The sequence below is a fragment of the Paenibacillus azoreducens genome, from assembly GCF_021654775.1.
GTDB classification, from domain to species: Bacteria; Bacillota; Bacilli; order Paenibacillales; family Paenibacillaceae; genus Paenibacillus_AQ; species Paenibacillus_AQ azoreducens.
The window spans coordinates 6,408,476-6,430,654 of the sequence record NZ_AP025343.1 but is presented as its reverse complement, the minus strand read 5'-3'; the positions used below and the strand labels follow the sequence as shown (position 1 = coordinate 6,430,654).

The window sequence follows — 22,179 nt, the reverse complement described above, 5'->3', positions numbered from 1 at the left end:
TGTTTTGTGAATAAAATGAGCATTTTGCATTAATTTGAGCCCTTGCTAGATAAGGATTTTTAAGCATAAAAAGGGAACTTCACCCTGACTTAGAGAATCAAGTTATCAAACCCGAAAACAACCAAGGAAGTGAAATCACTTGTATATTCTCCAAGAAAGTCTATTTTCCTTTGAGGAATTGCAAAAACTTGAATCTAAAGAACGTCTACCTATCTTTTTCAGCTTCTTAGATTTACGACCATATGCCAAGGATTTAAGAAGTCCATCACCCCGAGGTGCCGATGGCCACTGTCGAGAAGGTGTTTTGAGGCAGAGGGGGGACATTACCATCACAGTCTAGCCTGCGTACTTGGAACGCGAAGGGTATCGCCACTACATTGTGAACCCTTTGCAATCAAAACGTGCTAAAGGTGTCCAACTGCGGAAGGTGAAGAACAGATGCGGTGGATGCCTGGCATTTGGCTGAAATGTTTTACCGTGGGGATGTGAAGCCACATCGAACATGGGCGGAGGAACTGATCGAATTGCAACACCTGACACGCCAGCATGAATTTATGACGTCCTTGCATGTGCAGGCCAAGTTGAACGCAAGAGCCTTGTTGGAGCAGGTATGTCCCACCTATGAGAAAGTATTCTACAATCTGTTTTCTACGACATCCTTGCATGTTCTACGCTCTATGCTAAGAGGCAACACCGTCACCGAGGAAATAGTCCGGAAGACAGCAGGATCTTCCCTCGGAGCAGCATGGACTCGAACAAAACTAGAGCAAATCCAAGCATTATCGTCTCATAGCAAAACAAGTAATGCTCAGCGGACGGCATTGCTGTGCATGGTGGAAATCGTGCTAACCCAACAAGAAACAGCTTGAAATGGCCATTGAAGAGACCGCGTTGACGCTGCCGGAAGTAGAACTGTTGAAATCGATTCCTGGTGTGGGAGACAAACTGGCCACGGCGATGGTGTAAGAAATTGGTAATACAACTCAATTTGAGGACCCGAAAAAACTTGTGGCGTATGCGGGGTTGGATCCGGGTGTCCACAGCTCGGGGAAGTTTACGGCTAGTAGCAACCGCATCTCCAAGAGAGGCTCTAAGCGCTTATGTAGACTTACGTAGAGCACTGTACCTTGCCGTGCAATGTGGGCTTAGGAAGGGCGTTAACGAGCGACTCAAGTCGTATTACGAGAAAAAAAGGAAAGAGGGCAAGCCTTACAAGGTGGTCGTAATCGCTTGCGCCAACAAGCTTTTACATCACGTCTATGCTATCCTGGTAAAGGGAGAGCCCTACAAAGCTTAACTACATATTTAACCAAGGGTTTCCGCACTAACGGAGGCTTCTTTGTTATGCTAAAAATAGTATACCAGTAACTATGTTAAAAACAAACCATCAAAGGGATGACAAACATTAGCTGGTTTTGGCTTGCTGAACCGGGGCTATCTCCTGCTCGATCTGCCTGCGCAGCCCCACTATGACCTCGATCCAACGGATTTCAGTAAATTGTTGGACACGCCCAATTTCAAAGCTTCGTGCATAATCAAAATCTTCATAACCGGTTAAAATCGCAATTTTGATCTCGCTGTTTATCTGCCGGAGATAGGAGGCCGTCTTCTCCATGGCATCTTGCCATTCATCGCTTCGCCGATGATCTCGATACCATGCTCGGACCAATCAATGGACGAAATAATCCTATTGCGGATCAGGGGTTCATCGTCGACAATCATCAATTTAATCATGTTGCATCTTCTCGTTCTTCGGTTGGTTTGCTGTTACGGTTGTCCCCTGTTCCGGATTCCATTCGAAGAATAGGCCGTATTCGTTGCCAAAGTAAAGTTTGATACGATCGTTCACGTTTTTGACCCCGGAACCGCGGTTTTCCTTCTCCGGATTGATCATCAACCGCTGCATCTCTTTGGGATCCAATCCGGCTCCGTTATCATGAACCTCATAAATCAGATGAGCCTCATCGGAATATACGCGGATATGTATGTCGCCTTTCCCTCCCGCCATTTCTATCCCGTGATAGATTGCGTTTTCGACCAGGGGGTGTGAATCAGCTTGACGGTTGGCTGGGTGAGCACGGAATCGTCGATGTCCAATCGGAAATCGATCAAGTTTTCATACCGTTTTCGCTGAATGACGATATAATTCCGGAGGTGCTCGATCTCATTGGAAACCGTGGTGATTTCCTGGCCGGAGGTCAGGCTGATCCGAAATAGCTTCGAGGTTACCTCAACCAGCTTGTTCGTGTCAAACGCCTTTTCTCTCCGTGCCGTCCAGTAAATCATATCAAGCGTATTGTAAAGAAAATGGGGATTGATTTGCGCCTGCAACGCTTTTAGCTCGGCTTCCTTTTGCCTGAGCCAGAACGTGTAGACTTGATGGATCAGTTCCCTTAAGCGGACGGACAATTGTTTAAGCTTTGGCCCAGCAGAGCAATTTCATCGTTCCCCTTCACGGGAAATTGCACGTTAAAATCCTCGTTCTCGATTTTTCGCATCAATGAACGTAGCTTGCCGAGAGGGCCCAATATCCGGGCGGAAAAAAGGGTGATCGCGATCAAGAAAATGAGAACGATTACGATAACGGCAATCAGCAACACGTTGCGGATGGCGGTATTTCCCTGCAACATGACATCCAACGGTTCCAATCCCAACAGCAGCCATTCTTCCTGAGGCAGTTTGTAATAAGTTCCCTGGTAATTTCTTGCATTATATGTCGCGGTAAAAGAACCTCGTTGCTCCCTAAGCGGATATTTGTCAATGAAGTCAGCGTCCATCTGAATCCCGATGAAGCCGTCCAAGGCTGAAATGATCTGATTATTTCTATCGATCAGGTAGTAGTGGCCTTGGGTGTTGCTCAATCTTTCCTGAAAAATCGACGAAAGAATGTTTTCGCCTACTTCGATTTTGAGAACGCCGAGCATATGGGAGGCGTTGTCGATATCGTTGATGGAGTGCTCCATGGAAATGTATTTCCGGGTGAGCCGGTTGTTGCCGGACAATTGATGAAGAACCACTCGTCTTTCCCTTTCAATGCGACTAGCATCGGAATCCGTTCATTCTTGACCGGGGTTCCTTTTGGCGTCATGCTGATGTACATTTGGTTGAAACCTTGGATATAAATGTTGTCGATGTATATTTTCGAACTGATCAGATTAAGCAACGCATCTTGGAGATTCGATTGAAGTCGGTATACCTCATTGGGATTTGCGGACTCGCTAAGCTTCAAGTACCGACAGACGTCTTCATTTTGGATGAGGAATAGGGAGAAGTCATGGATATCCTGCGTAATGATGTCGAAGTTCGATCCGATTTGGGTGATGGTGTTGATATTCGATATGCTTACTTTATCTTTTACGATATCCTTTGTTTTTTGATAGATGATCGTACCGAAACTAAGCAGCACAACAAAAATTAAAGAGATGGAGAAGGGGATCATTTTGGACTGAATGCTGACAAACCTTTTTGGCTTCATCATTCAAAACACTTCCTTCAAAATGGCTGTGGATAAAAGCTGCATGCCAAGTTTATATCTATCATATCGAATCTTCTTGGAGCAATTTAATGAATCTTTTTTTCGAGCTGAGGATTATTAGTTTGATCGATTTGCGTCTTACTGTCGAGGTTGTATGGACAACGAGAAATCGAAGCAGTTCCTCTACGTGAAGAATGAACTAACAAAGGGGAAGTGATGCGAAGTATCTCAACTGTAATATCGGGGGAATTTTGAAGTAGTACTTGAGTATGAGCGATTTGTAGCCGGGAGCTACTTGATCAAGTCCAAGAAGGATTACGGTAAGCGAAACAACGTAACGGTTATCCCGAAAAGGCATAACTTCCTATTGGGTCCGACTAACGAATAATTTCATGAATACAGTAAATTTTGTTCCAGCCTCGAGGACATTTTTGTTATAATGGACAAGCATATAGTTTAAACTGTGATGGTTTTGGGGGGGATTAACAATTTGAAAAAAGTGACGATGCAGCAAATCGCAGACTATTTGGGCGTCTCTAAATTTGTCGTCTCCAAGGCCCTTTCTGGAAAGGGAGGCGTCAGTGAATCCACAAGAAACCGGGTAATTCAGGCAGCCTCCCAGTTAGGTTATTTTTCCAAAAAGAACACCTATATGAAAAATCAGCCTCTCACGAAAAACTCCTCCTTTACACCCAGGGAAAAATCAGTCATTATATTGATGCCAAATACCCGTTTTCAGACAAAAGATTCCTTATATTGGGGAAAGATTTTGGAAGGAATTTCTGAGAGATTAGAAGCCAAGGGGCTTGGTATGGTCATTGTCTCTGAATCCAGGGTGGATCATTTCATTAATGTCCTGAATCCTGAAGGAATTCTAGGGATGATTGGAGTGGGACAAATTGATAGCTCTTTGCTGCTGGAAGTCCATCGTCTCGGAATCCCCATGGTGCTTGTGGATCATGAGGACAGTCTGATCCCTACGGATACGGTATTTGCCAACAATGGAGATAGTGTTGCTCGTCTGTGCAACCATTTAATTGGTCTCGGACATACACGCATCCAATTTCTCGGGAATGTTGAATTCAGTCGCAGCTTTCGTGACAGATGGTACGGTTTTCGGACGGTATTGGAGGAAAACGGGCTTGAAACGCCAAGCCTTAATGATCCGATGCTTATGCTTAGAGGCGTGGATACTGGGCAATTTGTGCCGGATTTCGAAGCTTGGATTTTGGCTCACAAGAAAGCGCACCAAATGCCTACTGCGCTTGTATGCGCAAACGATTCGATTGCACTTCGGGTGCTGGAGGTGCTCAAAAATAACGAAATCGACGTTCCCTATGAAATTTCGGTAACTGGCTTTGATAATATCGATGATGCTTCCCGAAGCGAACCGACGCTCACAACAGTCCATGTTTCGAAGGAAGCAATGGGCCGAAGAGCTGTCCAAAAGCTGATCGAGCGGATATCATATCCAGATCAAGCGCTTGAGAAAATTCTGGTGGCTGCAGAGCTTGTACATCGCGATTCAACTGCCTCAATCTCGAGGATATAGAAAGAAAATGAGGGCAGCTTTACATGGAGCTGGCCTTATCCTCGCTGAATGGACATTTAATAAAGAGGAATTTAACAGCGGTCTTTCTCCGTATCGCAGGGGGAGATACCGCTGTTTTTTTGGGAAAACGTTCATGGTTGTAGATTCAATGTTATACAAATCCAAAGAACTGATAGTTAGACGAAATGATGTTTTGTCTTACATAATAGTATCGTTAATCATCATATTTCATAATAAGGATTATTGGTGCTTAAAGTCTTTAATCCATCTTCTTTAATGTTATTATCATAAATTTAGCATTAATAATTGACAATCATGATAACAAAATGTAAATTATGATTGTATTTTAAATAACAAATAGAAATGAGGTCGAAAATATGATGTGAACCTTCTACGGAAAGTGACTACGAAGTGGAATGTAAGTTGAATCGGAGTATTGAAAAAGGTACAGGAGGTTTGATAATGAAGAAGATTTTGGCATGCATCCTTGCTTTAGGATTAATGTTGAGTATTTTGCCTACCGAAATTGTAAGCGCTACAAAAATAAATGTAGCCTTGAACAAACCAGCAGAAGCAAGCTCGTTCGAGGATTCAGACAAGAGTCCGGCAATGGCGTTCGATGGAAATTCTTCGACGAGATGGTCTTCAGAATACACTGACCAGCAATGGATTAGTGTTGATTTAGGATCAGTTATGGAGATCGATGAAGTTGTGCTCTGCTGGGAGGCAGCGTACGGGAAGTCTTATGAAATTCAAACATCTCTGGACAACAAAACTTGGGATACAGTTTATGGTACTACAAGCGGAAACGGCGGAATTGATAGGATATCTTTTGATGCAAAGACTGCGAGGTACGTAAAAATGTACGGTACTCAGAGGGGGACTGAATGGGGATACTCAATTTGGGATTTTCAAGTGCTCGCAGCAGGAGGGCATGAAACTCCAGATAATGATATCGTATCGGGGGAGGTCTATAAACTAACTGCGAGACATAGCGGGAAAAACTTAGAAGTCGCTGATGGGGCTGTTTCCGATGGTGCAAACGTGCAGCAGTGGACCGATAATGGAAAACCTAATCAATATTGGAAGGTGATTGATGTCGGAGAAGGCTACTATAAGTTGATCGCCCAATCCAGCGGTAAAGCATTGGATGTCGCAGGAGGCTACACGCATGATGGCGCCAATGTGCAGCAATGGACAGATAACGGCCAACCTAATCAAAAATGGAAAATCATCGATGTCGGAAGCGGATATCATAAGTTGATCTCTCAGTCCAGCGGTAAAGCATTGGATGTGACAGGAGGCTACACGCATGATGGTACAAATGTACAACTGTGGACGGACAACGGGAACGAGCAGCAGCAGTGGAAACTTACCCTTGTCACGGATGACCCTGACCCTATTTCGGATAAAGAACCTCCTACAGCGCCAACAAATTTAGCCAGCATTTCGAAGACAGATACAACAGTTAGTCTTGTTTGGACTGAATCTACAGATAATATCGGGGTGGCGGGGTATGATGTCTACGTTGGAACGGCTTTGATCGGTTCCAGTGCAACTAACAGCTATACGGCAACCGCTCTGACACCGGATACGACATACAGCTTTACAGTCAAAGCTAAAGATACTGCCGGGAATATTTCGGAACAAAGCAATGTATTGACTGTAAAAACAAATCCGGCCGCATCCTCACAGGATGGGTTTTACATTAAAGGTACGACGCTGTATGATGCTAACGGGAATCCCTTTGTCATGAGAGGGATCAATCATGCGCATTCATGGTATAAAGATCAATTATCCGTTGCCATTCCAGCAATCGCTGCAACTGGAGCAAATACGGTGAGAATTGTGCTTTCCGACGGACAACAATGGACGAAGGATAGCCTTTCTTCGATCCAGGATATTATTACATTATGCGAGCGGAACAAGCTGATAGCCGTTTTGGAAGTTCATGACGGAACGGGATCCGATAGTAAGGCCGTACTGGACAATATTGCAAATTACTGGATTGAAATGAAGAGTGCATTAATTGGTAAGGAAAAGACCGTTATCCTCAATATTGCCAACGAATGGTTCGGCACATGGGATGGCAGAGAATGGGCTGCTGGGTATACTGCGGTTATTCCCAAGCTCCGTAATGCCGGAATCAAAAATACGATTATGGTGGATAGTGCAGGATGGGGGCAATATCCGCAATCTATTATTGACTATGGGACAGAGGTGTTCAATTCCGATTCGCTAAAAAATACGATGTTTTCGATCCATATGTACGAGTATGCCGGGGGAGACTCCGCAACAATTAAAAGCAATATCGATCAGGTGCTAAATAAAAACTTGGCCCTCGTGATCGGTGAATTCGGGATTAAGCATACAAACGGCGATGTCGATGAGGCAACCATCATGAGCTATAGTCAGGAAAAGGGAGTCGGTTATCTAGGCTGGTCTTGGAAAGGCAACGGTTCCGGGTTAGAATACTTAGACATGGCTAAGGACTGGACTGGAAGCAGCTACACGGAGCAGGGCGATATCATTATTAATGGTCCGCATGGGATTAAAGCGACATCTCAGCTTTGTTCCGTTTTTACTGATCCAGGTTCGACCGACAAAGAGCCACCTTCGAAACCGACAAATCTGAGCGGAACATCCACCTCTTACTCTTCCGTTTCGCTTGTGTGGGATGAATCCACCGACAACGTCGGTGTAGTTGGTTACAATGTGTATAAGGACGGAGTATTGGTGGACATCAGCCCGACCACCAGTTATATTGTCACCGGTTTAAAGGCAAATACGACCTATGCTTTTGGTGTTAGAGCAGTGGATAAGGCGGGGAATTTATCGGACTTCAGTAACGAGGCAAGTGTGAGAACAGCTGACAGCAATGACAAAACGGCGCCGACTGCTCCAGGGAATTTGGTTGCTGTGCCAGCGCTTAAAACAGCGAGCCTGTCATGGACAGCCTCAACGGATGATGTTGGTGTCGCCGGTTACAATATTTATATAGATAATATATTGATTGGCACAAGTAAAACAACAAGTTACAATGCCTCAGGGCTTGAGGGAAATACTGCATATACCTTTATAGTAAAGGCGTATGATGATGCGGGGAACCTTTCTGAACCTAGCAATGCAGTAACGGTAACTACAGGGGATCCAGGCCAAATTGGAACCATCGATCCTGGAGTGATTGATGAATATACGGACTGGTATGTCGGTATTAATGGAGCGGATAAACCGTTGACGCCAACGGTGGCACAACTTGCTTCATTAGAAAATGGAGGACTGAAAATGAACTTTAACCTCCAACAAGAAAATTACCCTAGTTTCCAAGTTGATCTCGTCCCATCAGCAAGTTGGAATTCTTTTGATGTCATGAATTTGATTGTGACCAATCCAAACTCCGTTGAAGTTCAATTGCAGCCAATCGTTAAGGATGGAGAGTGGAAGTGGGTGGAACTGGGGAAATATTTACAAATACCTCCCAAAACAACTCTGATGGCCTCCGTTCCCTTATCAGGACTTACGAATAAAGAAGTAAACCGGGTAATTTTGAGAGTACAAGGCGGAGGAGGCAACCTGGAGGGGAGCATTGAACTTCATTCACTAAGCTTTGATTTACCTGCGGATGCATATGCCTCGGAAATAGCGGAGATGAATCGTCCCAAAACCGCAAGTTATTACCCGTGGAATTTTATCGAGTCTGCATTTACTGGAAACCTATCGAGTGGTCTTAATGGTGAAACGATCTATGTAAATTATTCATCTAGAATAAGTGATAGTATTTCAGCCGGTGTTGCTACCGAAACCAAGCCAGGGTTGGGGCAGGGAGCTGACTGGTCTTCATATGAAAGCGTTTCCTGCACATTGACTAATATGGGATCAAGCCCAATTCATGTTTCATTAGTGCTTCGAACCGGGACTGATTGGACTTGGGAAGAAACCGGAGGTCAGATCGCCACGGATCCCTCCCCAGAACGGATCATTAATCCAGGAGGATCCATAGCAGTGGAATATCAATTTAAAGCGCCGATTTGGAAGTCCAAAGCTACGGACTGGGTAAATCAAGCACCTCTTTCCAACGTTAAAGATGTTCGGGCTATTGAATTCAAGGTTTATGCTGAGAGCGGTTCAAGTATAACGGAGGGGATTCTAAATATAACGGATTTTCAGGTTAATTTCTAACAAGTAATAACCGTAATTGGTTCTTAATGAAAAAGTCCCGAATCCGCGCTTGCGGATATCGGGACTTTTACGGAATGAACGGTTATTTCAGGGCTAAATTGCGGTCAATCAGGGCGATTCTTTGCTCTACGCAAGCGAAAGAGCGAAGAGGATCTTCCGGCGTGTTGATCACATAATCCAGCAAGCGATCCACTGTTGTTGTCGCAACATGAATCCGGGTATCGGAGGAAGCGTAATAAATGTATACATCGCCTTGCTCCGTAGCGATGATCCCGTTGCAGAACACAACGTTCGATACGTCCCCGATACGTTCCTCGCCTTCCGGAGCGATCAGGTGGCCGCCGGGGCGATGGGTTACTTCGTACGGCTTCTCCAGATCGGAAAGAAAGGCATACAATACATATCTGAGGCCAGCCGCTGTATTACGGACTCCGTGCGCAATATGAAGCCAGCCGCGTTCGGTTTTGATCGGCGCAGGACCTTGGCCATTTTTCACTTCTTTTATCGTATGATAATAACGCTCATCGATGATGATTTCTTTCTCGATCGCGGCATTTTCGATCGATTCGGACAACCCCCAGCCGATGCCGCCGCCGGAGCCGGTGTCGATGAATCCGTCCTGCGGACGTGTATAGAAGGCATATTTACCATCGATGAATTCCGGATGTAGAACGACGTTCCGCTGCTGCGCCGAAGCGGTTTTCAAATCCGCTAGGCGCTCCCAGGTTACCAAATCCTTGGTTCGCGCAATCCCACATTGAGCGATGGCGCTAGAGAGGTCGCCGCGAGGGGCGTCGGGGTCTTTGCGCTCCGTGCAGAACAACCCGTAGATCCATCCGTCTTCATGCTTGACAAGTCTCATGTCGTAAACATTGGTGTCAGGCACATCCGTTTCAGGGAGGATGACAGGATGATCCCAGAAGCGGAATCCGTCTACACCGTTGTCGCTTTCGGCGACTGCAAAAAACGATTTGCGGTCAGCACCTTCTACACGGGCTACAAGATAAAATTTTCCGTTCAGTTGAATAGCCCCTGGGTTAAAAACACAGTTGACCCCCAGGCGTTCCATAAAGTACGGATTCGTTTCCGGATTAAAATCATATTTCCAGATTAGCGGAGCGTGTTCAGCCGTCAATACCGGGTATTTGTAGCGTTCAAAAATACCATTTCCGTAGGATACTGCTTCATTGCGGCGTGCAACCAGTGACTCGTAACGCTCCGTCAATTTCTTCTTTCTTTCTTCGAAAACACTCATTTTTATCCCTCCAAAGATGATGTAATTATTATGATTTCCGATCAAGACGTTCTATCATTTCCAGGCATGCGCGTCCGTTATGATAAGGACATTTCCAAGCGCTGATTTTTGGCTCATGCAACAACGGCTTGCCATTGCGGCCAACGCCCCAATACCATTCTCCTCCGGTTCGGTCAATAAGATAGGTTTGGATGAAATTCCACGATCGAGCGGCTGCTTCCTTGAATTTGGTGTCGCCAGTTAATTGATAAGCATTATAAAAACCGACCATCGCCTCGGCCTGTGGCCACCAGTCTTTGTTTGAATCCGTTACGTTGCTCCCATCGGCTTCGTTCCAGATACCACCGTCCGTATCAACACCGTCCTTGTAAACGGCTTCTACCATCCGAATAGCGGTTCGGATCACGCGGATCAACAAACCGGGATCGCCTAATACTTCGGCCGCTTCCACAAGCAGCCAACTGCCTTCGATATCGTGACCGTAAGAAATATGGTTGCCCCTGGTCTCCCATTTCTCATTAAAAAACAGCTGGAAGCGTGCATGCTCCGGTTCGACGATATGATCGAGCGTCACTTCAATCAGTTCCTTCAGGCTGTGCTGAAGTTCAGGCGATTTCCACACTCGATAAAGATTGGTGTATGCTTCCAGCGCATGCAGATGCGTATTCATCGATTTTTTCTCGTTCAGGTCCTTGGCGCTCAGGCTGAGGTTTCCGGTATCTTTCCAATCACGAGCTAAAGCTTCAACATAACCTTTATGAACAGGGTCGTAGCTGTACTTCTCCAGCAGATGATATATCTCGATCGCCAGATCCAGAGCTTCTTGATGTTGAACAGCTCTGTAATACTCCGTTAGCGCATAAATCACGAATGCTTGACCGTAAACTTGTTTTTTATCCTGAGAAGGCTGTCCCTGATAATCGACCATCCAGAATAAACCGCCATGTTCGGGGTCCACGAAGTGTTCCAGCAAGTAGGCATAAGCACGCTCAGCGATCTCCAAATATTCTGGGACAGGGTAGAAGCGATAGGCGGAAGAAAAGGTCCATAATATACGGGCATTCAACACGAGAGATTTGTCTGCTTTTCCGTTTACTTGAAGCTGGCCGTCGATCTCACCGATAAATCCGCCGTTTTCAGTATCGATCGAATTGTCAATCCAAAACTTCAAAATATTGCCTTGAAGCTCATGCTGCAATTGTTGTTTCCATTCATGGTTGTCCACAGTTTTTCCTCCTTAACGCATTAGAGAACCAAGATGAGCCGTATAGGCTTCCGCAACTACACTCTCCGCCTCTTTTCCAAAGATGCAGTAACCGTCGTCATCCGAAGCTTTTTCGAGGTCATATAGCTCCACAGGCCAATCCCATAACATAAATCCGCGCATCCAGTCGCGTTTTCCGCACTTATCGAACATCGTCTGGTAATATCGGGCCTGTTCGTAAGAATTGGCTTCTCCGGGAAGGGACCAATCGTTCGGAATCAGGGAGGAACCAGTGCGACTTGGACATCCCGCCTCCATGAAGAAGAACGGTTTGTCATATTGCCTTACAACACTTTCAATTCGGTCAAGCTGACAATCCCAATCGTTGATCGGATAGTATCCACTGGAACTGATGATATCCACGGCATCCCACCAACCGACATTATCCTCCTGGTATTTGTCGCAGTTATAAGTAATGAGTCCACTGTAGACTTTTCTTACCTCGACGATCAATTCACGCCATTCAATCTCGCGTCTGTCGGTTTGAACCATCTCACAGCCGATGCAGAACATTTCACTTCCTGTTTCTTCGGCGATTTTGGCGAAATGCAAGATATAGGCCCGGTAGGATGCAAACCAGTCCGACCATTTAGGCTCGCACGGCACATCCTTGTCGAAAAAGTTGATATGCGCACGCCACGTACCATCTGCACAGTTGACGATCGGTTTTAAACAAACATGGAGTCCGAGCGACTTTGCTTTCCGAATTGCCCATCTAACTTCTTCATCGGTGACTGTCGGTTCCTTCCAATAAGGGATTTTCGTAGAAAAGGCTGTCGCTTGATGCGCGGTGAAAGCGATCGCTGTCCAATTGACTCCAGTTCTTTCGGCCATCATCTCCATAGATGTCTCCGCTTGCTCCGTGGCCCAAGTTCCTCGGACACCCATGAACCCCCAGGTCATGCCTGCAACATATTGATTTAAGGTTTGAATTTCATTCACCTCACTAACAAATTAACGATTTGTTATAATGATATTCGATTATTTATAATAACAAATCATCTGTATAGATACTAATATAAATCCAAGAGTATTGAAAATTCAACTGTTTTATTTATGTACTTGTTAGTGATCCACATTTTTATATTCCAACAAAAAAACCGCCGATTTCTCGACGGTTGTACATTTTAAGCAAGATTTGTTAGAGGACCACTGGGCTATCCGATATATTTCGAACGGATTGACGATAGATAATTTTGCCATGCACGAGGACTCTCCCGTTTCGGCGATTTGGGTTCGACACCTTATCCATGATTGACTTAACGGCAGTTCGTGCCATTTGCTCAATATCTACTTCTACCGTTGTTAGTTGAGGTGAATTTAAAGTGGCATAAATGTCGTTATCGAAGCCGACCACGGAGCAATCATCAGGAATTCGATAACCCGCCCCTCTTAAGCGCTCACATAAATTATAGGCTACCTGGTCACAGTTGCAAACGAAGGCTGTTGGCATGCGATCCGGAAGCTCGATATCGATATAATAGCCGCGTTCGTCCCGGTCATTCAGCAGCAGGCGTTCCTCAAACTTCAGCCCGTGTTCCAACAGGGATTTGTAATACCCGAGGAAACGGTCCTGAATGCTACTTGTAGAATGTACATTGCCAACATAGGCGATGTCCCGATGACCGTTTTGAATCAAATAGTTCGTTAATTCGTAAGCACCGTAAAAGTTATCGGTAACTATCGAATCGATCATGGCATGCTCATCATAGAAATCAAGAAACAGCTTGGGTAAATCCATATTTTGCACCGTTTCGATATATTTTTTGCTGATTTGGCCCAAAATTATGATGCCATCCACTTTATTCTCGCTATACACTCTTGGGAAACTTAGTTCCTCTTCTTCATCGCTACTCAAAATATTCAAGATCCCGAAATATCCGTAATGGTCCAGTTGTACGGCGATTTCTTGATAAACACGAAGATAGAAGGAATCGTTCAAGCCCGTGAAACGCTGAGGGATCATAACGCCGATATTATAGGAGAGTCCATCTTTGATGGACTTCGCTGCAGAATTAAAACGATAACCCATTTCACCAGCGACTTTTTTAATTTTGAGCTTCAAATTGTCGCTTACGCCTTCTTTATCATTAAGCGCTTTAGATACCGTTACGCTGCTGACCCCCAATTTATTGGCGATATCCTTCATCGTTATGTTACTTTTCATTAACTTTATTCACCGTCCTGTCAAGCTTTATACGGAATCAGCTTTATGATTTAGAATCAGTATACATTATTCACACTGTAAATATAAAGAGACAGTTAATAAAAAATTAATTTGCACTTTACGTATTAGTTAAAATCCTCGCTAAGAATAAATTAGTGATTGACGGGAAAGCGTATTCAATATAGAATTAAAGCGTAGTTTATCGATAACTTAATTTAAGTTAACCGAAAGGGGTAAGTGAAAGTGAAGAAAAACAAAAAAGTTCTCGGTTTCATTGCTTTGGTGCTGGTGTTGACGATGCTGGCAGGATGCGGATCCAAGAATAACAATGCGGAGAACAACGCGCAAGGGAATGCCTCTGGCGCAAACAACGCGGCGACTGAACAATCCGGGGGAGAAGTCTCCGGTGAAATTACCGTACTTACGCAAAGAACGGATATTGTAGATACAGTTTTCAAGGATTACGCAACAAAATTCAACGAAAAATATCCAAAGGTAAAAGTAAACTTCCAAGCTTTGTCTGACTATGAAGGACAAGTTTTGGTCCGCATGAATTCGGACGACTATGGCGATGTATTGTTGTTGCCGACTAGTATTCCGATTAAGGATCTCCCTGAGTTCTTCGAGCCGCTCGGCGAATATAGCGAGCTGAGCAAAGAATATATCGGTCTGGAAGAACGAATGGTAGAAGGCAAAGCTTACGGAATTCCGACTGCTGTTAACTTTTCGGGCATTTTGTATAACAAAAAGGTGTTTGCAGATGCAGGTATAGCGACGCCTCCCAAAACTCCCGCTGAATTTCTGGATGCATTGAAGAAGATTAAAGAAAAAGGCGATGCGGTTCCTCTGTATACCAATTATGCGGACAGCTGGCCGTTGAACCAATGGGAATCCGTTTTGACAACGGTAGCCGGGAGCGTTGATTACGTCAATGTGGAACAGCCGAATACAGATGAAAACTTCGTCCCTGGCAAACCTCACTACGAACTTTATAAGGTATTGTATGATGCAGCCAAAGAAGGCTTGATCGAAGCTGACCCTACGACAACAAACTGGGAGGCTTCAAAAGGGGATATGGCGAATGGGAAAATTGGTACAATGGTGCTCGGTTCCTGGGCGATCGCTCAAGTGAAGGAATTGGCGGCAAATCCTGATGATATTGCTTACATGCCGTTCCCGACTAATGCTTCTGAAGTAATTATGCCGTTATCTGACGATTATCTGCTCGGAATCAGCAAGCACAGTAAGAACAAAGAAGCGGCCAGAGCGTGGATCGAATGGTTCGTCAAAGAATCCGGGTATCCAACAGAAGTGGCTGGTGGTATGAGTCCGGTAGTAGGCGCTCCGCTCCCAGAATCCTTGAAAGCATTCGAAGGCACTGATGTAAAATTTGAATTGCAAGCACCTGCCAAGGAAGGGCAAGAAGGTCTGGTCGATAAAATCGACAAGGATGCCGAAATTGGTCTCTGGCAGGAAGGGTTCAAAAAGCGTATTATCGAAGCGGCAATCGGTAATCTGAACGAATCCTATGACGACATCATGAAAGACTTGAATGACGCATGGGTGAACTCTCGCGCGAAAGTAACGAAAGAATAGTCAGCAAGAAGCAGATCAAGTGCCAGAAAAAAAGGGGAACGCATAATTAAACTGTACCCTATGTAAAGGACATTTAAAAAAAGTCTAGGCAGATTGAAGAAGATGATCTCTGTATTGAACAGGGGTCATCTTTTTTAAATTCCATTGATACCTGTAGTGGTTGTAATAGGTTATGTAGTCCTTAATCTCCTGTTTTAACTCGTGCAAAGTCAAACAAGGTTTAATGGAAGCCTGATCTTTAAAATGGCCAAAAAAGGATTCCTGAGGGGCGTTATCCCAGCAGTTTCCTCGCCTAGACATGGATTGTTTCAATTTCATTTTCTTAACCATTTTTTGAAAATCCGGATGTGTATAATGAGATCCCTGATCAGAATGAATGAAGGCACCATCGGCTCTCTTAAACCTTCGATTTTTCTTAAGTTTCAGGAGAGTATCTGTCGCAAGATCCATGGTGATCCGATCTGACACATGATATGCCAAGATTTCATTGGTTGAGCTGTCTTTGATTGTTGATAAGTAAGCTTTTTTACCTGATCCGTAAAATAAATAGGTGATATCAGTCAGCAATACCTTACCTGGGATGTTCTGCTTAAACTCCCGGTTCAGCAGATTAGGAACGACCCTGTGCTCCTGGGTAGCCTTCATCATCCGTTTATAGGGATTGGCCTTTCTGAAGGGACATACAATGTCGTATTTCTTCATAATCCTCCTAATCCGTTTCAAATTGTAGATTACCTTAAACTGCCCCTCCAATGTCATCTTGATGGAACGGGCCCCTTTCTTTCGTCTTTTGAAATGAAATGCTTTTAAGATTACTTCTCTTAGCTGCTCATCTCGCTGTTCCTTCTGGCTTCTCTTTTGCGTTGCTTCAGAAGACCAGTACCTGTAATATCCACTTCTGGAGACACCTGACACCTTACATAAATAATTGACCATACGGTGGAGCTGATATTTCTCGATGATCGTATGAATAAGGATATATTTCTGGCTAGGTGACAGCCTTATTTCTCGCTCTGCCCCCTTTCTGCAAAACGAATCTTTTTTAACAACTCGTTCTCCGCTTTTAACAAGTTGTTCTGAGCTTCCAACCTGGCATACTTCTCTTCCAGCGTCAGTTCCCGTTTAAGAGGTCTTCCTGATGCTTGGCTTCTTGTATCCTGCAAACCTAAGATTCCGTTCTCCTGGTAGCTCGCACGCCATCTATTCCCTGAGGATTTGACTCTTTGGACCCCGATGACGGTTACGTCAAAACCACATTCTTCAAATATTTCTCTTGGCAGCTTGCCTTGGTTGCTCTCTGAGATGAACAATTGCTTAAACGCATCCGTATACGTAATTGCCTTTGAAGATACGGACTTCACATAAGGATTGTTAGATAACAGCTTGATTTCTTTATCTGTGAATATTTTCTTGCTCATACCATTCCTCTTTCCCATCTTCTTGTTATAGACAAAAGTACCCTATCGAGAGACTTTTTTAAAGTGTCTACTCGATAGGGTACAGTTTAAATGGGTGCGTTTCCCTTATATTTGGCTTATAAAGATAGGAAACCATACGCAGCAAGACTATTGGAGGTGTGAGTGGTGTTCAAAAACTTAAGCTACAAAACGCAGCGAAAATTAATCATCGTGCTTTTCTCGCTAATTCCCGTCACTTTACTGTTCACGTTTTCGTACTTGCCCGTATTCAATATGTTCAAATACAGTTTCACCGACTGGAACGGATATAGTAAGCATTACGATTACGTTGGGTTTGATAATTACAAAACAATTTTTACAGATTCCAAATATTTTACCGTATTTAAAGTGAGTTTGTATTATTTTGTAGGTTCCTTTGTGCAAATGGCGATTGCTCTTTATTTTGCTACCATTCTCAGTTTTAAGGTGCGTCTAAAAAATTTTTTTAAAGGGGTATTATTCTTCCCTTACTTACTGAACGGTGTAGCAATCGGTTTTATTTTTCTGTTCTTCTTCAGACCGGACGGTACACTTGACACGTTGATGCAATCTTTCGGTTTGGGCGAATATACGCAGGGTTGGCTGCTGAATCCCAACATCATTAATATCTCCCTCTCCGGTGCGTCTGTATGGAGATATATGGGTTTTAACTTTATTATTTTTCTGGGCGCAATCTCCTCTATCGGCAAGGATGTATATGAAGCTGCGGATATTGACGGTGCCAACCGCTGGCATCAGTTCCGCCACATTATTCTCCCAAGCATTAAAAGTATTGTTCAGTTGAATCTGATCTTGGCAATCAGTGGCGCTATCAGCGCCTTCGACATTCCATATATTATGACCGGTGGTTCCAACGGTAGTAACACGTTTGTCATCCAGACGGTGAACACCGCGTTTAAATTCAATAAGCTGGGCCTGGCTTCTGCGATGGCGGTCGTACTCTTGTTCATCGTGATTATTGTAACCTTGCTTCAAAAGCTGCTGATCAAGGAGGACAAATAGAATGTACAGACTGAGATACAGTGTAGCCAATGTAGTCAAATACGCAAGCTTGCTATTTGGCGCGTTTGTTGCTCTGATTCCTATTATCGTCGTGTTGTTTGCCTCCTTCAAAACGAATCAGGAATACGGGGCAACAAGTCCGCTTACTCCTCCAGACAACTGGCTTAATTTTTCCAACTATACGAAAGCCTTTGTCAACGGGAAAATGCTGCTTGGTTTTGGAAACACGATCATCATCCTAGTTGTCTCCATTATTGGGGCGACTTTGATTGGTTCTATGATCGCTTACGTATTAAACCGTTTTAAATTCCGCGGAAATAAACTGTTGATGGGTGCGTTCCTTCTAGCCACGTTGATTCCCAGCGTAACGACTCAAGTTGCGACATATAGGATCATCAACTTCTTCCACTTGGTGGATACACGGTTTGCACCAATCCTTCTTTATCTAGGGACGGACATTATTGCAGTATATATTTTCATGCAGTTCCTGGATTCGATATCAGAATCGCTGGACGAATCTGCGATGTTGGACGGAGCGTCTTACTTCACGATTTATTGGCGAATCATTTTGCCTTTACTCGCCCCGGCTATTGTGACGGTCATCATTGTGAAAGGTGTAAACATTTATAACGACTTTTATACTCCCTTTTTATACATGCCGAGCGAAGACCTTCAAGTATTATCCACCGCTCTTTTCAAATTCAAAGGTCCTTACGGTTCACAGTGGGAAGTGATTTGCGCGGGCATTATGATTACGATTATTCCGATTCTAGTCGTGTTCTTGTCGTTGCAAAAATATATATACAACGGTTTTTCGCAAGGCTCAGTGAAATAAAATTTATTATATGATTTGGAAGGGGAATACTACATGACTACTGTCAAAATTATTGGAGAGAATCTACCGAATATTCCGTGGCAAAACAAACCTGAGGGAGCTGTTGGTCCCGTTTGGAGACATAGCGACAACCCGGTCGTCAAAAGAAATCCGGCCAAAGGCATCGCGCGTATTTTCAACAGTGCGGTTGTTCCTTATGAAGGCAAATTTGTGGGCGTATTTCGAGCCGAAACGATCAATGGCCGCCCTCATTTGCACTTGGGGTGGAGTGATGACGCACTGAATTGGAATATTGAAGAAGAGCGCATTTCGTTTGTAGACGAGCAAGGCAAGCCGTTCCAGCCAAATTATGCTTACGATCCGCGCTTGGTGAAGGTAGAAGATACTTATTATATCATCTGGTGCACTGATTTTTATGGAGCGTCCATCGGGGTGGCGAAAACGACTGATTTCAAAACGTTCGTGCGTTTGGGAAATCCGTTCCTGCCGTTTAACCGGAACGGCGTTCTGTTTCCTAAAAGAATTAACGGTAATTTCGTGATGTTATCCCGTCCAAGCGATAGCGGACATACGCCGTTTGGTGACGTGTTCCTGAGTGAAAGCCCGGATTTCGTCTATTGGGGCAAACACCGCCATGTCATGACTAAGGGCGGTCAAGGCTGGTGGCAATCCGTCAAAATCGGCGGCGGCCCTGCTCCAATCGAAACGACGGAAGGTTGGCTGATGTTCTACCATGGCGTAACGGGCACTTGCAACGGGCTTGTGTACAGCATGGGTGCGGTTATCCTCGATAAAGACGAGCCGTCCAAAGTCAAATATCGCTCTAGCACATACGTGCTAACACCGGAAGAGTGGTACGAGGAACGCGGTTTCGTGCCCAATGTTGTGTTCCCTTGCGCAACGTTGACGGATGCAGGTTCCGGCAAAATTGCGATTTATTATGGTGCAGCTGATACGTATGTAGGTGTGGCGTACACGACAGTCCAAGAAATCGTCGATTACGTGAAAGCAACGCATGAAGAAGTCGGTGATGATGCCGAAATCGGCATCATGTAATTTTTGACTACTAACTAATATTCTGAAATCTAGCTAACCATACATTTCGAAAAACGGATAACTCTACGAAGAATTATCCGTTTTTGAGTTTCTGGGGGAAAATAAAATTGGTGAACGATCCAATTGAAGAATTGCTGAAATATCAGGGGTGTAGCCCGAAACCCCAGGATTTTGAAGCGTATTGGAGACGGTCACAAGAGGGGAATCAGCGTGATAAAAAAAATACTTATAGTTAAGAGACGTCTCATTTCTGGCTTTCGCGAACTCAAGGTTCACCCCTCCAAATCGGTGGGGGCACGGCTGTTTATGATCTTCTTTTTTGCGACCCTTGCTTTTGTATTGTGTCTTGGAAGCGTATCTTATCAGATGTCGAAAAGTACCATCAAAACTATCGCCAAGTCGTCGAACCAACAAACCGTCAACCAGACAGCCGAGAAGTTGGATTTGGTCCTGGAACGTTATGAAAATTCGCTGCAGCAATCCTTGTTCGGCAAAGAAATTCAGGAGCTTGTCCGTCAAGGCTCACTTGCAGGAACGGATGCCAGACAGCAAATTATCATCAAGCAGAAGCTGGTCTCTGCTTTGGGGAATTGGGCTTTTTCAAACCCCGGGGTACTGGGGGTGTACCTAATCCCCGAAAATGATTCGATGCAAAGCGTGACTACAGGGATGAAGGATGATGATTTCCTGGAGGGGGCAAAGCAGTCGGAATGGTTTAGCGAATCGCTGGATTCCGGCCGAACCCTGTGGATGCCGGACCAAGTTGCTCCCGAAGCGGGCGGGCCGACCTCCCTGTTCCGCATGGTAAAATCGCTAACCGGTTCGCTGGGAACGGGATATGTGGTCGTTGCCGACATCAAAAGCTCGATCCTTGGGGAAGAGCTGGGAAAAATCAGCCTCGGAAAAAAATCCGTCGTACAGCTTGTCACGGCCGATCAACGATTGATCGCCACGTCCGCTCCCCAAGGAGACCGGGGATACAACCAGATCTGGAGCGTGGCGAAAACTGATCAGGAGCAGGACAGCCTGCAGGGCAAAGATGCGGAGGGGAAGGAGAGCTTGACGGTGTACAGCACCCTTGGCACCTCCGGATGGAAACTGCTAAGTGTCATTCCTGTTGGTGAATTAACCCTAGATGCTAACAAAATCATGTTGACAACTTATTTGTCAGCATTCATCGTAGCTATCCTCGCGATCGCCATCGGTTTTTTGATGGCAAGAACGATCGCGGGACCACTCAATAAAATGAAGAAATTGATGCAAGAAGCAGCGAAAGGCAATCTCAAGGTGCGTATGGAGAATCGAAGCCGGGATGAGATCGGCGAATTGACCGTATCTTTTAATGAAATGATGGAACAGATCACAGAGCTCGTAGACCAGACTAGCAAGACCGCGTTGGAAGTGTTGGAAACGGCAAAAGAACTAGGAGAAGCCTCACGCAAAACGGCCATTTCCGCCAGAGAGATAGCGGCATCCACCGAACAGTTCGCTACGGGAGCTGCGAATCTTGCCCGGGAAGCGGAGCGAGGCAATGAGTTGACCGAGCAAATCACAGGGCAAATGAAATATTTTGCTTCAGTGAATCGGGAAATGGGAGATTCCGCTTTGAATGTCGGGGAATCGAGCAAGCGGGGGATCGATCAGCTGGCAGAGCTGGAGGTGCAGACCGATTTGACCGGGCAAAAAACCGCGGCGCTCACGGAGCGGGTCAACGGTTTGAAAGAAACCGCCTCATCGGTGCTTGATGTCCTTGACGTCATACAAAATATTACGAAGCAAACGAATATTCTGTCTTTAAACGCCACCATTGAAGCAGCGAGAGCGGGAGCGGCAGGAAGGGGCTTTATGGTCGTGGCGGACGAAATTCGTGGACTTGCCGAGCAATCCAGGCAATCGATCGAAATGGTTGCGGGCATTGCGGACGGCATCATGAACGAAATGAACGAAACGGTCATTGCCTTGTCCGAGGTTACGCCGTTATTCGGCAAACAACGGGAGGCCGTCAAAGAAACGAATGCTATTTTCTATGACGTTCAGGAGCAAATGCAGGCGTTTATCGATCGGCTGGACTCGGTAACGGCTTCAATCGAACAGCTTGTTGTCTCGCAAGGCGTGTTGTCCGAATCGATGGGCAACGTCAGCGCCGTGGCCCAGCAATCTTCCGCGACTTCCGATGAAGTGGCCTCACTGAGCGGAGAGCAACAGAATGTCAGTGAAATGCTTGTTCAGCTATCCAATAACTTGGAGCAGGCTTCTACAAAATTGGAACAGAAATTGGCGCTATTTAAGATATAGTTCTCTTAATTATCATAAAGTTATTGTATAATTTATTTTATTCATT

Annotated in this window: 18 protein-coding genes and 2 pseudogenes; 9 read left to right on the top strand and 11 right to left on the bottom strand. The window is 45.0% G+C overall.

Annotated features, from left to right (window positions below):
• Nucleotides 1–139: 139 nt before the first annotated feature.
• Nucleotides 140–310 (top strand): annotated as a pseudogene (locus L6442_RS28705) (transposase); the annotation flags it as partial.
• 8 nt (nt 311–318) lie between these two features.
• Nucleotides 319–1,297 (top strand): annotated as a pseudogene (locus L6442_RS33250) (IS110 family RNA-guided transposase); the annotation flags it as partial.
• Nucleotides 1,298–1,405: 108 nt separating this feature from the next.
• On the opposite strand, the gene L6442_RS28690 reads toward L6442_RS33250, so the two are convergent.
• The 6 genes from L6442_RS28690 to L6442_RS28665 form a co-directional block, all read right to left on the bottom strand.
• On the bottom strand, nt 1,406–1,615 hold the full coding sequence (locus tag L6442_RS28690; protein WP_212981432.1) for a response regulator: 210 nt from the start codon (nt 1,613–1,615) through the stop codon (nt 1,406–1,408).
• Entirely contained in the window at nt 1,582–1,734 is a 153-nt protein-coding gene (locus tag L6442_RS28685; protein ID WP_212981433.1) for a response regulator, read from the bottom strand. Before L6442_RS28685 ends, L6442_RS28690 begins: the two co-directional genes overlap by 34 nt.
• The gene (locus L6442_RS28680; protein WP_212981434.1) at nt 1,727–2,008 is read right to left on the bottom strand and encodes a sensor histidine kinase; all 282 of its coding nucleotides are present in this window, start codon (nt 2,006–2,008) and stop codon (nt 1,727–1,729) included. The genes L6442_RS28685 and L6442_RS28680 overlap by 8 nt, the downstream gene beginning before the upstream one ends.
• Nucleotides 2,009–2,010: 2 nt before the next feature.
• Nucleotides 2,011–2,409 carry a sensor histidine kinase gene (locus L6442_RS28675; RefSeq protein WP_212981435.1) on the bottom strand — a complete coding sequence of 133 codons (399 nt, stop codon included), beginning with the start codon at nt 2,407–2,409 and terminating at the stop codon, nt 2,011–2,013.
• Nucleotides 2,394–2,498 carry a HAMP domain-containing protein gene (locus tag L6442_RS33005; protein WP_237100428.1) on the bottom strand — a complete coding sequence of 35 codons (105 nt, stop codon included), beginning with the start codon at nt 2,496–2,498 and terminating at the stop codon, nt 2,394–2,396. The genes L6442_RS28675 and L6442_RS33005 overlap by 16 nt, the downstream gene beginning before the upstream one ends.
• Nucleotides 2,499–2,896: 398 nt before the next feature.
• On the bottom strand, nt 2,897–3,478 hold the full coding sequence (locus tag L6442_RS28665) for a hypothetical protein (protein WP_237100118.1): 582 nt from the start codon (nt 3,476–3,478) through the stop codon (nt 2,897–2,899).
• A 487-nt stretch (nt 3,479–3,965) separates the two neighbouring features.
• On the opposite strand from L6442_RS28665, the gene L6442_RS28660 reads away from it, so the two are divergent.
• Both L6442_RS28660 and L6442_RS28655 read left to right on the top strand, forming a co-directional pair.
• Nucleotides 3,966–5,027, top strand: a complete 1,062-nt coding sequence (locus L6442_RS28660; protein WP_237100117.1) for a LacI family DNA-binding transcriptional regulator — start codon at nt 3,966–3,968, stop codon at nt 5,025–5,027.
• Nucleotides 5,028–5,489: 462 nt separating this feature from the next.
• Nucleotides 5,490–9,206 carry a cellulase family glycosylhydrolase gene (locus tag L6442_RS28655; protein ID WP_212981437.1) on the top strand — a complete coding sequence of 1,239 codons (3,717 nt, stop codon included), beginning with the start codon at nt 5,490–5,492 and terminating at the stop codon, nt 9,204–9,206.
• Nucleotides 9,207–9,288: 82 nt separating this feature from the next.
• On the opposite strand, the gene L6442_RS28650 is transcribed toward L6442_RS28655, so the two are convergent.
• From L6442_RS28650 to L6442_RS28635, 4 genes are all read right to left on the bottom strand, one after another.
• Nucleotides 9,289–10,461 (bottom strand): glycoside hydrolase family 130 protein, encoded by a 1,173-nt coding sequence (locus L6442_RS28650; protein WP_212981438.1) that lies wholly within the window; start codon nt 10,459–10,461, stop codon nt 9,289–9,291.
• A 28-nt stretch (nt 10,462–10,489) separates the two neighbouring features.
• A complete protein-coding gene (locus L6442_RS28645) occupies nt 10,490–11,686 on the bottom strand; it encodes an AGE family epimerase/isomerase (RefSeq protein WP_212981439.1) in 1,197 nt (398 codons plus the stop codon).
• A gap of 12 nt (nt 11,687–11,698) precedes the next feature.
• On the bottom strand, nt 11,699–12,628 hold the full coding sequence (locus tag L6442_RS28640; RefSeq protein WP_373871868.1) for a glycoside hydrolase family 113: 930 nt from the start codon (nt 12,626–12,628) through the stop codon (nt 11,699–11,701).
• 238 nt (nt 12,629–12,866) lie between these two features.
• Nucleotides 12,867–13,892 (bottom strand): substrate-binding domain-containing protein, encoded by a 1,026-nt coding sequence (locus L6442_RS28635; protein ID WP_212981441.1) that lies wholly within the window; start codon nt 13,890–13,892, stop codon nt 12,867–12,869.
• Nucleotides 13,893–14,135: 243 nt separating this feature from the next.
• Here L6442_RS28635 and L6442_RS28630 point away from each other — a divergent pair, with 243 nt between their 5' ends.
• Complete coding sequence (locus tag L6442_RS28630; RefSeq protein WP_237100116.1) at nt 14,136–15,488, top strand: ABC transporter substrate-binding protein; 1,353 nt, start codon at nt 14,136–14,138, stop codon at nt 15,486–15,488.
• Between the two features lie 84 nt (nt 15,489–15,572).
• On the opposite strand, the gene L6442_RS28625 is transcribed toward L6442_RS28630, so the two are convergent.
• Nucleotides 15,573–16,906, bottom strand: a protein-coding gene (locus L6442_RS28625) for an IS3 family transposase (RefSeq protein ID WP_373871871.1) whose coding sequence is annotated in 2 segments (ribosomal slippage) — nt 15,573–16,519 and nt 16,519–16,906 — 1,335 coding nt in all. Because the reading frame shifts where the segments join, the coding sequence is not laid out codon by codon here.
• A 165-nt stretch (nt 16,907–17,071) separates the two neighbouring features.
• On the opposite strand from L6442_RS28625, the gene L6442_RS28620 reads away from it, so the two are divergent.
• From L6442_RS28620 to L6442_RS28605, 4 genes are all read left to right on the top strand, one after another.
• A complete protein-coding gene (locus tag L6442_RS28620) occupies nt 17,072–17,947 on the top strand; it encodes a carbohydrate ABC transporter permease (protein ID WP_212978258.1) in 876 nt (291 codons plus the stop codon).
• Between the two features lies 1 nt (nt 17,948).
• Complete coding sequence (locus tag L6442_RS28615; protein WP_212978257.1) at nt 17,949–18,782, top strand: carbohydrate ABC transporter permease; 834 nt, start codon at nt 17,949–17,951, stop codon at nt 18,780–18,782.
• Between the two features lie 33 nt (nt 18,783–18,815).
• Nucleotides 18,816–19,838 (top strand): glycoside hydrolase family 130 protein, encoded by a 1,023-nt coding sequence (locus L6442_RS28610; RefSeq protein ID WP_212978256.1) that lies wholly within the window; start codon nt 18,816–18,818, stop codon nt 19,836–19,838.
• A 366-nt stretch (nt 19,839–20,204) separates the two neighbouring features.
• Nucleotides 20,205–22,133, top strand: coding sequence for a methyl-accepting chemotaxis protein (locus tag L6442_RS28605; protein ID WP_212978255.1), 1,929 nt, complete (start codon nt 20,205–20,207; stop codon nt 22,131–22,133).
• Nucleotides 22,134–22,179 lie beyond the last annotated feature (46 nt).

What these genes read in the sequence shown, in the direction of transcription:
- L6442_RS28690 (WP_212981432.1), bottom strand. Translation starts at nt 1,615, where the DNA reads ATGGAGAAGACGGCCTCCTATCTCCGGCAGATAAACAGCGAGATCAAA.
- L6442_RS28685 (WP_212981433.1), bottom strand. Translation starts at nt 1,734, where the DNA reads ATGATTAAATTGATGATTGTCGACGATGAACCCCTGATCCGCAATAGG.
- L6442_RS28680 (WP_212981434.1), bottom strand. Translation starts at nt 2,008, where the DNA reads ATGGCGGGAGGGAAAGGCGACATACATATCCGCGTATATTCCGATGAG.
- L6442_RS33005 (WP_237100428.1), bottom strand. Translation starts at nt 2,498, where the DNA reads ATGCGAAAAATCGAGAACGAGGATTTTAACGTGCAATTTCCCGTGAAG.
- L6442_RS28665 (WP_237100118.1), bottom strand. Translation starts at nt 3,478, where the DNA reads ATGATGAAGCCAAAAAGGTTTGTCAGCATTCAGTCCAAAATGATCCCC.
- L6442_RS28655 (WP_212981437.1), top strand. Translation starts at nt 5,490, where the DNA reads ATGAAGAAGATTTTGGCATGCATCCTTGCTTTAGGATTAATGTTGAGT.
- L6442_RS28650 (WP_212981438.1), bottom strand. Translation starts at nt 10,461, where the DNA reads ATGAGTGTTTTCGAAGAAAGAAAGAAGAAATTGACGGAGCGTTACGAG.
- L6442_RS28640 (WP_373871868.1), bottom strand. Translation starts at nt 12,628, where the DNA reads ATGACCTGGGGGTTCATGGGTGTCCGAGGAACTTGGGCCACGGAGCAA.
- L6442_RS28635 (WP_212981441.1), bottom strand. Translation starts at nt 13,892, where the DNA reads ATGAAAAGTAACATAACGATGAAGGATATCGCCAATAAATTGGGGGTC.
- L6442_RS28615 (WP_212978257.1), top strand. Translation starts at nt 17,949, where the DNA reads ATGTACAGACTGAGATACAGTGTAGCCAATGTAGTCAAATACGCAAGC.
- L6442_RS28610 (WP_212978256.1), top strand. Translation starts at nt 18,816, where the DNA reads ATGACTACTGTCAAAATTATTGGAGAGAATCTACCGAATATTCCGTGG.
- L6442_RS28605 (WP_212978255.1), top strand. Translation starts at nt 20,205, where the DNA reads ATGTCGAAAAGTACCATCAAAACTATCGCCAAGTCGTCGAACCAACAA.